We start from the raw sequence: 12,650 nt of genomic DNA on the forward strand, positions 1-12,650 counted from the left end.
GTTGTCACATCGGTATAAGCCCGACTTCCTTTAGAGAAGGAGACAATATCGCGAGCATTAATAGTTATATTCCCAGCATTACCCTGTCCATTGGCGCTAGCTGCAAAAAAAGAGCCTTCAGCAACGGAAAGTGAGCCAGTATTAATAGTGACATTGCCAGCGTTTCCTTCTCCTTTAGTGCTAGCTGCTAAAAAGGAGTTATTGCTTAAAGAAAGTGAAGCAGTGGTTATGTTAATATTTCCACTATTACCCACAGCATTCTGTGCTACTTCATTAAAAATTTTACTACCGCCTGCGAGCGCAACTATCCCTGTGGCATTAATTTTAATATCTCCCGCTTGAGTGTTGGGTGAGCCAAAGCCTGAAATTCCTGTTAGCAGTTGGCTTTCCCCCGACATATTTAAGTTTGCTGCATTAACTGATATACTACCTCCACGGCTTGAAAGTACATTCACTTCAGCTTGATTGGTAAGAGACATATCAGCTTGTGGCACTCCTTGGGGAAAATTTAAACCAAAGAAATCCCCGATAGGAAAAAGTTCAACGGTGTTTTCTCCTAAGACGCCTCCCAACTCTACACGTCCTGAAGGAGCTATGAGTTTTCCACCGTCGATGTTCACATTGCCGCCAATTAGTGCTAAACTCTTTTCGGGATTTACCTGTAGACTAGAACCCCTTATCGAAACACTTCCAGCATTGCTCCCAAATTGCAAACCAACTGGCACATTAATAGTTAATAAAGGTGTTGGTTGAGGATTGGCACTAAATTCCCATCCATCGGCAAATTTCATACTTTTGGCAGTTGTGGCAAAAAAAGAACCGCCAATATTAACCCGTGCATTCTCACCAAATACGATCCCATTGGGATTGAGCAAAAACAGATTCGCCGTACCTAAGCTGCGAATTATGCCATCAATATTAGAAATAGAATTACCTGTTACCCGACTAATAATATTTTGAATATCTGGGGTATTGTTAAAAAAAGCCGTGTTGTTAGCAGGGACAGAGAATTCGGAAAAACTGTGGAAAAGATTGCTTCCGGCTGACGTTCCACCCTCAATAATTCTGGTGTTGCCTTCTAATTTGACAGTAGAATTATTCGGGAGAGTGGAATCCGGTGTAATTTGGGCAATAGCACAATTAGCACAAAGTACGATCGCACTAGCTAACTGAAAAGTTAGGGCTTGTACGATACTCCTTCCCAACACCAGTCTCAGACGCTGCGCCAACGGGATGCAGCTTGAAGGTCGTCGCTTTGCGAACGCAATTCTTAGCCCTTTGAAGCATTCAAAATTCATCTGTTTGCTCAAAATTGCATCCCTCTAAAGAAGTAGAAACATTTTTTGTAGATGTCAGCCCTATACCTAAGTTAAAGAGTACAACAAGCGGCGATCGCTTCAGTAGAAATATTTTCCAACCCCACAGATTCCAACAAATCTTTCCAATATTCCAAGTTTTGCACTTCTGTTGACTCTAGCCGTGTTGTTGATATATCTTATTGAGAAAAACTCTGTTAATTTATACAGGTTCGATATGGTTATGCCTTCGAGTTTGTACTCCACTAGATTAACTTTCAGGTAACTTACACCTCAGAGAATTAAAAACAGTTTCTGCTTTTTGCACGCCATCTGCACCATGAGCCAATACAATAACAAAATAGCGGTTCTGACCAATCGCAACACTTGTTTTATAACTCACAGTAAGCTGAGTTGTGTTATCCTCTAGCGATTTCGTTACCCCTTCTTCCACAGTGACTAAGGTAGGCGAACCACAAAGTTTTTTAGGTTCCGATCTGGAAGTAGCAGCTTGAAAACTATCTCTATCTCCTAAAAAAGTGCTATCAAGAATTTGCTCGACTTGCCTTTTATCTGTTTGCGAATCAATAACGACTCTAGCAACCAAAAGCCGTAGATCTGGATTATCACCGTTACTTGTAATGAGTGCTATTTGTGCGCCTGCTAAATTTAAACCAAGTACACCTTGAGAACCTTGTGGAAAACTATAGTTCATAATACTCCTAGCTATAGCTTCTGCTCTTTGCGGCTTGAAAGCATTGGTTGTGAATTGAATCGCTAACCCAGTGATACCAATTATTACCAAAAAAATAGTCCCAAAAAACACAGCAACGATTTCTAGTAACGTAACTTTGTACTTGGAGGTTTTTGGTGGTACGACTTGGTTCATTTGTATTTGTTCGGGAGGCATTGCGACTGTTCTTTTTTCTTGACCTTTTTGATTTTACCAACTTAACCGAATGCACCTATGCGATACGGCAGTATAGCCGTTAAGCTTCGCTTATCGCCCAGCCGCGCAAGCTGTACCTAGCTTATTGCAAAATCTAGGTATGTGTTGCTACAGTCTTTACCCTGCTTTGTTTTCAGACTTTTTCTTACGCCGAACTCAGGTTTATTGAAATGGAAGCGCTGATTTTATCAGGGTAAGACGTAATTATGTATAGCCTTGCACCCTTTCATGCTGATAAAGGGACTCAGGCATTTTCATTAAGGAGAGAATGTATTTTTGCAGATCGGACAGAGGCGTGATGAAAATGGTAAAATCAGGAAGGAAATAAAGAGTTAAATTACGAAAAGCCTTAAGTATTTGCTCTTTTTCCTGACCCAGTCAGGCATTAATTCCTCTGTTCCTTTAAAAATGAGCGAACGTACAGTATTTATGTAAAAGGTTATGGATTGGCGTCCCTGTCTTACCTAATCTCTTCTTCTATGGGCGAGAGTTTACAATAATGTCATCACAAAGATGGCGATCGCTTTTCTAAACAGCCTGAACACACAATTCTATACCTGAAATTGACTTCAAAGACGAATTTTTTTATTTGCAATAGAGCATTTTTAGAAATTTTTGACACAGATTTTTTTTAATCAGTGAGACGGAACGTTTTGAATTCCAACCGGACGCGACAGAAATTCCGGGTGGAAAACGCTAAATTCCAACCGGACGCGACAGAAATTCCGGGTGGAAAATGCTAAATTCCAGCCGGACGCGACAGAAATTCCGGATGGAAAATGCTAAATTCCAGCCGGACGCGACAGAAATTCCGGATGGAAAATGCTAAATTCCAGCCGGACGTGACAGAAATTCCGGGTGGAAAATATTGAGTTCCAACCGGACGTGACAGAAATTCCGGATGGAAAATATTGAGTTCCAAATTCAAGTATCTTGGGAACACTATAGTTTGACAATCTAAACTAGAGGAGTAGTAAAAATACTCACAGTCATGCCAGATTCCTATTCAGATGAGTTTTTATCTCATCAGTACGTTACTCTAAAATCTCTGGCATGACATTCAGCACCAAAGGAGAGTAATTGTGACAACGTTTTTAATAGAAAAAGATTTGTCGATCGATGTACCGCCGCATATATTATTTGATGCGTTAACGACTTCAGACAAAATCGTCCAATATTATCCCCTAAAAGAAGTGATATCGACTTGGGAAGTAGGCAGTGAGATTATCCTTAAAGGAAGTAATGGAGACAAGAATTTCACAGATTACGGAAAAATTGAAATCTTACTGCCTAATGAAAAATTTCAATACACCTATTGGAGCGATAATCACGGTACAGATAGATCGCCAGAAAACTATTTGACTATCTGTTATACACTTCACGAAGCTGATAATGGAACTAATCTGAAACTGGAACACAAAAACTTGAAGTCTAAAAAGATGTATCTTGAAATGCTCAATGTTTGGGATTTCTTGCTGTCGAATCTAAAAGATTTTGTTGAAAAAAGTGATGCATTAAGACGTACTTGAGGTTGTTGACATCCTGATGATCCCTAAGGGCATCGGCGATCGCGATCGGATCGGGTAGAATTGAGAACTCTCGACGCTTATCGTGCCGAGTGGTGAGAATGTGCCGTTAAGCATTTCCAGTCTCTATTTCCGCTCTCGTCCGTATCTCGGCTCAATGTCAACTTCGCGTTTACAATCTGGCAGCAAACAGGTTAATATCCCGATTGATATTGTCATTATGCCGCTTCAATCCAACCCTGGTGATTTACCGTTACTAATTGAAGCAAAATCTGCTAGCGATTATACTAATCCTAATAAACGATCGCATTGAGGAAGCTGTAAAAATTGCTCAATTGAGGCTTAATTACGGCAACAATGTCCGTTTTATTCTGTTCCTTTGCGGTTATTTTGACAGTGGCTACTTGGGCTATGAAGCTGTGGAGGGGATTGACTGGGTGTAGGAGCATCGTATTGATGATTTGGCATTATTTGGAGTATGACTGCAACTACAGCGATTGAACAAAGACGGGCGTTATTACAAAAACAATTGGATGAAGCCAAAACTCAAATTGAGCGGAACAAGCTGGGTCAGTTTGCCACACCAACTGATTTAGCAACAGATATTTTAGAATATGCCAAGTCACTTTTACCTTCTGACCTCAAAATTCGTTTTCTTGACCCAGCTTTTGGGACTGGTTCCTTCTACTCTGCTTTGTTACGGGTATTTCCTGCGTCACAAATTGTTTCAGCAATTGGGTACGAGCTCGATCCATATTATGGTGATGAAGCAATTAAACTTTGGGGTAACACACCACTGAAGTTAAAAATCGCTGACTTTACCCAGGCTATACCTCCTAACAGCAATGAGGCTCTAGCTAATTTGCTCATTTGCAATCCACCCTATGTCCGACATCATCACTTGAGCAAAGTTGAGAAGCTGCGGTTGCACAATAAAACTTTGCAGACAACTGATATAAAGTTAAGTGGGTTAGCTGGACTCTACTGCCACTTTTTGTGTATTTCAGATGCATGGATGGCTGAAAATGCTCTTGCGGGATGGCTAATACCCAGTGGATTTATGGATGTGAATTATGGACAGCAAATTAAAGAGTACCTGCTCAATCGTGTCACTTTACTGCGTATTCATCGCTTTTATCCAAAAGATGTGCAGTTTGAAGATGCATTGGTGTCATCAGCAGTAGTTTGGTTCAAGAAGGCTTTACCACCAACCCATCATACTGTTGAGTTTACCTACGGCGGTAGTTTGACTTCCCCACTCGTTCGAGAGCAGGTTTTGGTGGATGTTTTACGCTCAACAGCTAAGTGGACTCGGTTTGGAGGAGCGTCTGGTAGCCTCAGTTCCAAGTTCAAGCCCGTGTTGCTTCAGGATTTATTTACCATCAAACGCGGTTTGGCGACGGGCGCTAACAATTTCTTTGTGCTGACACCAGAGCAAGTTTCGCTTCACCGACTCCCGACTGAGTTTTTAAAACCAATTCTACCCAGTCCTCGATTTTTATCAGTTGATGAGATTGAAGCCTCGCGCGTCGGAAATCCAGTTTTAGATCGCCAGCTATTCCTGCTCAAGTGCGATTTGCCTTTGTCTGAGGTAGAAGCGAAGTATCCCGCGCTTTGGAAATATCTTCAACTGGGAGTCAAGAATGGAATTAGCGATCGCTATCTATGCAAACATCGCTCTCCTTGGTACTTGCAGGAAAACCGACCCCCCTCACCATTTCTTTGCACTTATATGGGACGTGTTGATACCCATCGGGCAAAACCTTTCCGATTTATCCTGAATCATTCAATGCGACAGCAACTAATGTCTACTTGATGTTGTATCCCAAACCCGCTTTGGCTGACGTACTGTCAAAGAAGCCAGAACTGTTCAAGAAGGTATGGCTGGCGCTCAATGAAATTAAGAGTGAAGTGTTGATGGGTGAGGGTCGAGTGTATGGCGGTGGATTGCACAAGCTGGAGCCAAAGGAACTAGGGCTAGCTCCAGCAAATCAAATTTTTGAGGTTTTGAGCCAGCATCAAGTAATGGATCTGTAAGCTAAATACTTACAAACTTACTGAGTTACAGATCGGCTTTACATGGAGCGTGCTGCTACTTAAATTTGTCGTTTTATCAGTGATTGTACACAGATACTGGATTGACACTAGTCACAATAGCCATTACTTGTTTTACATGACAAAAGAAACAAGAAGTTCATCTACCTAAAGATTGAAATTAAGGGTAGCGCCTAATTTTTTCTTTCCCTCTTGAGATAGAGCAGATTCAGAACTGGCATAGGGCAAATAACTTGCATAAAGAGCAAATTTAGCTTGGTACTAGAGCTAAGGAGCGTTGTAGTCAGTACGAGTCCTGTTTAATTTCAGATCTTAAACTAAATGTGCTGATAGCGTTGATGCTGTAGTATTTCAGCTTAATTCCAACGCTAAGCAACGATGGTGAGTTTGTCAAAGCCTTGGATTCAGGAGCGATGACGTGAGGAGGTATCGATTAAAGGGAACCAACCATTGAGTTCCTACTGAGCAAGTATTTAATGACGCTCCTGACTCTTCACCAATTTCTTAATCTTTAGATTGACATTTCATATCCCCAGAAATTATTAGGCGAAATGCCCTATGAAGGGTACGGAGTCCTCAAATACTGTAAAACTAGTGAGCTACGGGCTTCCACATTATTTACAAATAATTTGAGCTAGAAACCAGTTTGATTGAACCGCAACAGCTACTTACATCCCGTACTGAAATCTCTAGACTGACTATTCAATTCGCAAGTATTTTTTGTAGGAGCATTAATAGTAATGTTTGATTCCGTTGTTCCAGACATCAACTCTTCTACACATCTTTTAGCTAATAATTCGGTTACTGGTCTGGGTGTGAATAACAATCAACTTGAAAAAGTCGCCGCTTTGTCAGGTACCCAAAAACCCTTTAACAATTTGGCTCTGTCCCCTGTGTTTCTAGAACCCCTTCAGGTTAACGAGTTGGTTGATGCTGCTGTCGGAATTGCTCAACAGAGCCTTGTAGATTTTTTCTCTAAACCTGATTTTTCTGAAAGAATGCAGATTCCTTTCGGAGACAGCTTCAACTTGGAGAAGTCTATTGCTCTAGCACAAGCAATTTCCAATGACAATCTTATGGCATTGTCAAAGGTGAAAGTACTTTCTGATGATGTTTTGAATGGTGCTTTTGGTGCATATGATGCCTTAACTGGGAAGATTTATTTATCAGATAGTTTTGTAGCTCTTCATGCTTCTAATCCAAAAGCGATCGCCAACGTCTTGCTAGAAGAGTTTGGGCATTTTATTGACTCTGAAGTAAATACTGTGGATGCTCCTGGTGATGAAGGAGAGATTTTTGCAGCAATTGTTCAGGGGAAAGCAATTACTGAAGCCGAGCTAATTGTGCTGCAAGCCGAAGACGACCGAGCATTCATTACAGTGAACAATCAAGTTGTTGAGATAGAGCAGGCAAGAAAGAAAAAACAGGGTGACTTTGATGGTGATGGCATTAGTGACCTTTTCCGTCAGGAAAGAGGCAGTTGGCTGAATGGAAACCGCGATGCTGAGATTTATCTTTCAAATGGTTCTTGGGGATTCAAGAATCCGGTTTCGCTGCCCAATGGTTCTAGCTTCGATGCGGAGCGAGTGAACCTAGTTTTTGGCGACTTCAACGGCGATCGCAAAACTGACTTTATTCGTCAGGAGAAAGGCAATTGGGTTGATGGTACCAATGATGTGCAACTGTTCTTTTCTAGGGGTGATGGCACATTTAACTCACCCACCAACTTAAGTAATTCTTGGAACGGGAATGATGTCAATCTGATTGTTGGTGATTTCACGGGTGGTGGTGCTGACGACATTATTCGTCAAGAGAAAGGTAGTATGGACAAACGGGCAATGGAAAAGTTAGCCATATTAATGCGATTCTTGGAAGGACTAAAGAGGGTAAGTATATCGTTGCCGATCCAATGTACCGTGAAGGTCCCGTTGAAATGACGAGAGAGCAACTAACTGTCTTCTTTCAAAAAGATGCTGGGAAACCAGTAGGTCTTGCTTTTGCGCGGAAGTAGGAGAGAATAAAACAAAATGCGTCAACGAATTGCTTGAGCTTGCGCTTCGCTATAGCAGGCGTTAAGCAAGACACACTCTACCGTTGTGCAAAATAGCTCAAATAGGTTTGCAATAGATTCACTACTCACCAGTTGTGTCACCCCAGAATTATCCTCTAAAGCCAAACCCTCAGTTCCCGCACCATGTCCACAAAAGTGAACAATATTTGGCTTGCGATCCAATAACGCACGACGTAAGTCTTCAACTCGTACAGCCCACTTGCTGACAATTTCAAACTTATCTCGGTTTTTGGCTCGTTGCAACGCCGACTCAATTTCCCGCGCCTCTTCCCCCAATCGCAAGGGGCTTGTGTCCTTTGGATTAGCTGATAATATTAAGATTTTTTTCACTGCGCTATCCATTTGGAAACACGGTTTCTATATGGAAACAGTTCCCTACTGTATCATTTCGGTTAATTGTCTGCTCCTCTAAATTCAGAATAGCTGTAAGTGGAATCAACATATGCATTTTAGAGTAGTTACTCAGATCGTGTATGAATTTAAGATGATTCCGTCTGGAGCACGCATATAGAGTACTGGTGTAGCAAAGTCGCGTTTATCTAATCCAATATCCTGAGAAATGGCATTGCGGGTTGTTTGGATGGCAGCGTCTACGGGGTAGCCCAGGGCAAGGGTGCGGTAGAATTCATCGGCAAAAAGCTTGGCAGTGCTGTCAAGGATAGGATATTGCATGGCGACTACTGCTGGTATTCCCCGTCGCACCAGGTTGGGTGCTATTCCTGCAAAGATTTGTTGCTCCGACACCTCTGCCCCTTGACAGGAATTGAGCACAGCTAAACCCAAGCTGCGGTTGCCCAAGAAGAAGTTGGCGAAACCTTCATCATCCAACAATTTAGCTGTTTTCAACTCTAACTCCCGTTCAGTCAGTTCTGCTTGCAGTGCAAATAGTTCAGTGAATTTCTTTTCTAACTCCTCTTGTTCGGAGGTTTTGCGGAATTCTGCCTCTTCGTTAGAGGTGAGTATCATATAATCTCTGTCGTACAATTTCATGTGTTGCTCTGCTTAGTATTACTAGCTAACTGGTTATTAGATGGATTTTTTTGGATATCCACTAGAATTTAGTATGCCCATTTTTAAATTGAAAATACTGTACACGCTCTCTCCCCACTGCTTGAACATCCTGCGGTGGTGATTCCGATTGGGCAGACGCAGAATGGTCTACCGTAGGAGATACAAATTGTTGGGAAGCGGTGGTGTGAGATGGAATTGAAGCGCGATCGCGGCTGAGTTAGATCGAGTCATTGGCGCTTTCCGAAACCCATCTAGTTACTAAGCTGTTGATGTCACTTGCCTTACACGCACAAATGACTGAAGACTACATTAGATCCAATTGCTTGCGTAGCGCTTCTAACTCGACATCAACCACTTCATTATTAATATTTAATTTTGGAGCAGTTGTTTGCTGCGGGAGTGCCTGTTGATTTGGCGAACCGCCAAGTTGTTATTGCTCTTATAACTTCATACAAGGCAAGACCAGTTAAAGCACCAGCAGCAGTCAATGGAACAGTGCTAACGCTAAAGCCACTACCTTTTGCAAATATTCCTATTCTGCCAATGGAAGCACCTGCTACGCCTCCTGCACCTGCCAGCACTACGGCTTTATCTGTGTCGATTCCACATTCAGAATAGTTGAGTTCTGCCTTGACGAGTCGGTTAATCCGGCGGAGCAGCGATCAATTTCCTTTATCTGCTGTCTACCTGTGAAATATTTTATTTAATAGAATTTAATAGAAAATCAAGGTTGGCATTGGAATCATACTCAGCTGGTTTTTCGCCAAACTTAAATAAACGCATTTTTTTATTGCCAATTAATCTTATTGATGAGTCTTCAATGTTTAACATGGTTCCCTCTCTTAATCCAACCACATAAACATCAGGATTTACCGCTAAAAATTCTTCAATCCTTCTTTCTCTCGTTTCTATTTCTTTTTTTGTTATTTTTATTTCTATTGTTTCTTCATAATGATTTGAGAGAACTTGCTCTGGATGATGAGGATTTATTTGAAAAGGAACCAAATTCAATCCGTTAAAACTTCTAGGTTCAATGATTGGCATATCGTTAGTTGTTCTTAATGTAGGACAAGCAATGTTCGCACCTGCACTCCATCCAATATAAGGTGTTCCATTGTTTATCTTTTCTCTTATAGTTTCGATTACTTCGGTTACATATAACTGATGAAGAAGATGAAAAGTGTTTCCACCTCCAACTACTATTGCTTCTGCTTTTTTTATCAAATCATTAGGGTTTTCAGCTACATGAAGAGCATTAATTTCATAGCCTATATCTTTAAAAGCTCTTCCAACTTTTTCGGTATACTTATTATAAGTTGAAGTAACACTTACAAAATTATCATCACCAGTTAAAATAACACCAGCAAAAGGTATAAAAAGTATTGTGTTTACGGATTTGCCTAAAAATCTATTAAGTTGCTGCTGAGCATAAAATAAATAACCTTCACCAGAATTTGTTGAATTACTGAGCAATAATAATCTTTTTTTCATTTCTTGCTTAACTCCACAATAAAGGTTAAAAAGCTAATAACACCATCTTAGGCAGTCTTACTCTATTAATGTGAACAATTTACAAGAAAAATCAAATTAGTCTAAAGATAGGTCAAACTTTAGTCAATGACAGCATTCTGAGCGCGATCGCTTCACTACCCAGATGGATGAGGCATTAGAACCGTGGGATGTTTGGCTTTGCCCAGTTGCTGCAACTCCTACCTTTACCCATCGTCCGTTTTTTGAAGACAGCAACCCCATCACCCGGTTTTTCTATAGATTTGCCGCAAATATCACAAACAATTAACGGGACGCTGGTAGCACTCTCTTGAAAAATCTTAATCATTTTCCAACTTGCCTAACACTTATTTGAATAAATATTACCGTAATAACTTGGCGTCCTCTCGCCCAACACAACTAAGATGACTGAGCTTTATACAGGAATCTCACCACCTCCAAAGACATGGAATGCAGCAAGCAGCGATTGCCGCTCTGCGGCAGTGCGCTCCGCACAATCACAGGTGTAGCCCATTGCACAGATTCAGTGTTTGTACCGTCAAAGCTGATTCACCTTTCAAACCAAGCAAGAAATTTTTTCGCTTCTCCAGTGAGGTTTGAAGCATCAAAAACATGGCGCAATTGTGAAAACTTCGAGTAAAACTTGTAGGAGTGTTATTAACAGTCAAAGATGTTGCTTGGGCTACAACTGAGGGACTATCAAAAACGGGCGATCGCCGAAATCTACGCATTCTACCGAAGTGGCATTAAATCAGTGTTGCTGTATGCCCCGACTGGTGCGGGGAAAACAGTAGTGGCTGCGAAAGTCATCGAGTCATGCTGTAGCTAAGGGTAGGCGGGTGTTGTTTGTGGTTACAGTTTTTCTGAGTCAAAGCTTGAAGCAGCGAGGCGACTCAAACTACGTCTTGCTCTAAAACGAAAGCTGCCATCTGACTTAACTCTGGATGAGTGCATTTTCATTGGTTTCTACCTAGGTGACGGGTCGAAGACAGCAAAGAACAATGGCGGTATCAATTACTGCTTGAGTCAATCGGAGGCTTACCCGAAGATCGTTGAGTTCCTAGATGCTTTGATTGAGCGCTGTGGATTGGATGTCCGAAGAAGAAGAATGCCGCCTGCGACAAAATCAAGCAATTATTCAATTAGATGGGACTTTGGTTGAGGAACAGGTTTTGGCTGTAATCGCATTTTAGGCGTTTACCACCTAGAGTTATATCTTACAAAAGAACCATTAAATCTGCTTTGGGGTTTTACGGAGGAACAGTTCGACGCTTTTATCTATGGATGGTGGTTAGCCGATGGGGATCATGGGCAAGGGGACATTGGCAACAAAAAAACTTTTGTCATCAATAACACGAACTATGAACTACTATCATTGATTCAAGCGATCGCTGTTTGTCGCGGCTACCAAGCAACTATTGATAACGGACGAATCTACCCAGACAAACCGCATTACAAGCGACTTTTTAGGCTCCGTCTTCGCAAAAGTGATTATACCATAATTGGGGGAACTGATGGTACTAAGCCTTATTTTGAGTCAGGATGGAAGTCTGAGCGTGTCTGGTGTGTTACCACAGAAAGCAAAAATATTTTTGTAAGACGCAGGGGAACCGTTACTGTTACAGGCAACTGCGAGGGCTTTGATGAACCAAGCGTTCAGTGTGTATTACTTGCCCGACCAACGCGAAGTAGAGCGCTGCTAGTACAAATGTCCGGTAGAGGTCTAAGGCTGCACCCAGATAAGGAAGATTGCTATCAAGTTGACTTCTGCGAAAACTTCAAGCGATTGGGCTTCCCGACTGAGAAATACAAAATTGGTTTATGTCCAAGAAAAACTGACATTGACGCAGAACCGAATCTCAAAGAATGCCCTAACTGTCATGCAATGATACCCGCTTTTGCTATGCTGTGTCCTGAATGCGGTCATCAGTTTGAAAAAGTGCTGCCAGATACAACGTCGCAAACAAAGCCCTTTGGTGAATTGCTGTCTCCCGAACAAGAAAAACAGTGCCGTGATTACAGAAGGTGGCTAAAACACGCTTTTAAGCGAAACTACGGAGTTTGGTGGGCTGATGATAAGTTCAAAGAAACTTATAGAATAGCGCCACATGCCTGAATGGGCTGAAGGCGCAGTATTCGGTATCGATCTAACGAGAGCGCTATAACCGACAGATATATATACGCTATTTAAGGATGCATTTGTCCGATCCTGATGGCAGCAGCAAAGAAATTGC

16 protein-coding genes are annotated in these 12,650 nt (G+C 41.6%); 10 read left to right on the forward strand and 6 right to left on the reverse strand.

What is annotated here, in order from left to right; translation table 11 throughout:
- The 3 genes from ACKTT2_RS22050 to ACKTT2_RS22060 all read right to left on the reverse strand — a co-directional run.
- On the reverse strand, positions 1–1,310 hold a 1,310-nt coding region (locus ACKTT2_RS22050), incomplete at its 3' end, for a two-partner secretion domain-containing protein (protein ID WP_407890582.1).
- A gap of 256 nt (positions 1,311–1,566) precedes the next feature.
- Positions 1,567–2,205 carry a hypothetical protein gene (locus ACKTT2_RS22055; RefSeq protein ID WP_407890583.1) on the reverse strand — a complete coding sequence of 213 codons (639 nt, stop codon included), beginning with the start codon at positions 2,203–2,205 and terminating at the stop codon, positions 1,567–1,569.
- A gap of 778 nt (positions 2,206–2,983) precedes the next feature.
- Positions 2,984–3,166, reverse strand: coding sequence for a hypothetical protein (locus ACKTT2_RS22060; protein WP_407890584.1), 183 nt, complete (start codon positions 3,164–3,166; stop codon positions 2,984–2,986).
- Positions 3,167–3,326: 160 nt separating this feature from the next.
- On the opposite strand from ACKTT2_RS22060, the gene ACKTT2_RS22065 reads away from it, so the two are divergent.
- The 6 genes from ACKTT2_RS22065 to ACKTT2_RS22090 all read left to right on the forward strand — a co-directional run bounded on the left by ACKTT2_RS22065 (position 3,327) and on the right by ACKTT2_RS22090 (position 7,762).
- Positions 3,327–3,773, forward strand: a complete 447-nt coding sequence (locus ACKTT2_RS22065) for an SRPBCC family protein (protein ID WP_407890585.1) — start codon at positions 3,327–3,329, stop codon at positions 3,771–3,773.
- A gap of 154 nt (positions 3,774–3,927) precedes the next feature.
- Positions 3,928–4,083 carry a XamI family restriction endonuclease gene (locus ACKTT2_RS22070; RefSeq protein WP_407890586.1) on the forward strand — a complete coding sequence of 52 codons (156 nt, stop codon included), beginning with the start codon at positions 3,928–3,930 and terminating at the stop codon, positions 4,081–4,083.
- 22 nt (positions 4,084–4,105) lie between these two features.
- Entirely contained in the window at positions 4,106–4,213 is a 108-nt protein-coding gene (locus tag ACKTT2_RS22075) for a XamI family restriction endonuclease (protein WP_407890587.1), read from the forward strand.
- 35 nt (positions 4,214–4,248) lie between these two features.
- On the forward strand, positions 4,249–5,586 hold the full coding sequence (locus ACKTT2_RS22080) for an Eco57I restriction-modification methylase domain-containing protein (RefSeq protein ID WP_407890588.1): 1,338 nt from the start codon (positions 4,249–4,251) through the stop codon (positions 5,584–5,586).
- 20 nt (positions 5,587–5,606) lie between these two features.
- Positions 5,607–5,807 (forward strand): hypothetical protein, encoded by a 201-nt coding sequence (locus tag ACKTT2_RS22085; protein WP_407890589.1) that lies wholly within the window; start codon positions 5,607–5,609, stop codon positions 5,805–5,807.
- A gap of 758 nt (positions 5,808–6,565) precedes the next feature.
- Positions 6,566–7,762, forward strand: a complete 1,197-nt coding sequence (locus tag ACKTT2_RS22090) for an FG-GAP-like repeat-containing protein (RefSeq protein ID WP_407890590.1) — start codon at positions 6,566–6,568, stop codon at positions 7,760–7,762.
- 95 nt (positions 7,763–7,857) lie between these two features.
- On the opposite strand, the gene ACKTT2_RS22095 is transcribed toward ACKTT2_RS22090, so the two are convergent.
- Together ACKTT2_RS22095 and ACKTT2_RS22100 are read right to left on the reverse strand one after the other, a co-directional pair.
- Positions 7,858–8,226, reverse strand: a complete 369-nt coding sequence (locus tag ACKTT2_RS22095; RefSeq protein ID WP_407890591.1) for a CHAT domain-containing protein — start codon at positions 8,224–8,226, stop codon at positions 7,858–7,860.
- A gap of 132 nt (positions 8,227–8,358) precedes the next feature.
- Positions 8,359–8,886: a CHAT domain-containing protein gene (locus ACKTT2_RS22100; RefSeq protein ID WP_407890592.1), complete on the reverse strand. Its 528-nt coding sequence runs from the start codon at positions 8,884–8,886 to the stop codon at positions 8,359–8,361.
- Positions 8,887–9,282: 396 nt separating this feature from the next.
- On the opposite strand from ACKTT2_RS22100, the gene ACKTT2_RS22105 reads away from it, so the two are divergent.
- A complete protein-coding gene (locus ACKTT2_RS22105; protein WP_407890593.1) occupies positions 9,283–9,525 on the forward strand; it encodes a hypothetical protein in 243 nt (80 codons plus the stop codon).
- Between the two features lie 81 nt (positions 9,526–9,606).
- Here ACKTT2_RS22105 and pepE read toward each other — a convergent pair whose 3' ends face one another.
- On the reverse strand, positions 9,607–10,398 hold the full coding sequence (pepE, locus tag ACKTT2_RS22110; RefSeq protein ID WP_407890594.1) for a dipeptidase PepE: 792 nt from the start codon (positions 10,396–10,398) through the stop codon (positions 9,607–9,609).
- 163 nt (positions 10,399–10,561) lie between these two features.
- Between pepE and ACKTT2_RS22115 the strand changes: the two genes are divergently transcribed.
- The 3 genes from ACKTT2_RS22115 to ACKTT2_RS22125 all read left to right on the forward strand — a co-directional run bounded on the left by ACKTT2_RS22115 (position 10,562) and on the right by ACKTT2_RS22125 (position 12,532).
- Positions 10,562–10,705 carry a hypothetical protein gene (locus ACKTT2_RS22115; RefSeq protein WP_407890595.1) on the forward strand — a complete coding sequence of 48 codons (144 nt, stop codon included), beginning with the start codon at positions 10,562–10,564 and terminating at the stop codon, positions 10,703–10,705.
- 381 nt (positions 10,706–11,086) lie between these two features.
- On the forward strand, positions 11,087–11,245 hold the full coding sequence (locus ACKTT2_RS22120; RefSeq protein WP_407890596.1) for a DEAD/DEAH box helicase family protein: 159 nt from the start codon (positions 11,087–11,089) through the stop codon (positions 11,243–11,245).
- Positions 11,246–11,791: 546 nt separating this feature from the next.
- The gene (locus tag ACKTT2_RS22125) at positions 11,792–12,532 is read left to right on the forward strand and encodes a hypothetical protein (protein ID WP_407890597.1); all 741 of its coding nucleotides are present in this window, start codon (positions 11,792–11,794) and stop codon (positions 12,530–12,532) included.
- Positions 12,533–12,650: the final 118 nt, after the last annotated feature.

Source organism: Scytonema hankhaensis NUACC26, assembly GCF_045865695.1.
GTDB lineage: Bacteria > Cyanobacteriota > Cyanobacteriia > Cyanobacteriales > Nostocaceae > Scytonema.